This is a genomic window from Arthrobacter sp. SIMBA_036 (genome assembly GCF_046535135.1).
Classification (GTDB): domain Bacteria; phylum Actinomycetota; class Actinomycetes; order Actinomycetales; family Micrococcaceae; genus Arthrobacter.
The window spans coordinates 1-291 of record NZ_JAWRXG010000104.1 but is presented as its reverse complement, the minus strand read 5'-3'; the positions used below and the strand labels follow the sequence as shown (position 1 = coordinate 291).

Here is a 291-nt window from a genome sequence, read left to right as displayed (position 1 = left end):
GTGATGCCTGGCACGTTGTCGCTGCGAGTATCTATGGTGCCAGCCTTATTCTGCTTTATACCGCCTCAACGTTATATCATGCGTTTCCCTGGCCAAGAATAAAAGCGGTCTTCCAACAGCTTGATCATGCTGCTATCTATATTCTAATTGCCGGTACCTATACTCCATTTGCTTTAATTAACTTAAGAGACGCATGGGGCTGGACGCTGTTGAGTGTAGCCTGGGGCATTGCTCTTTTGGGTGTATTTCTTGAATTGGGTGTGAAAAAACGAATTAAGTGGCTATCGCTTA

General features: G+C 45.0%; 1 protein-coding gene. It reads left to right on the top strand.

The window, feature by feature from the left end; genetic code table 11:
• Positions 1 to 291: PAQR family membrane homeostasis protein TrhA (trhA, locus tag SB659_RS19305; RefSeq protein WP_410551559.1), on the top strand; the 291-nt coding region annotated here is incomplete at both ends.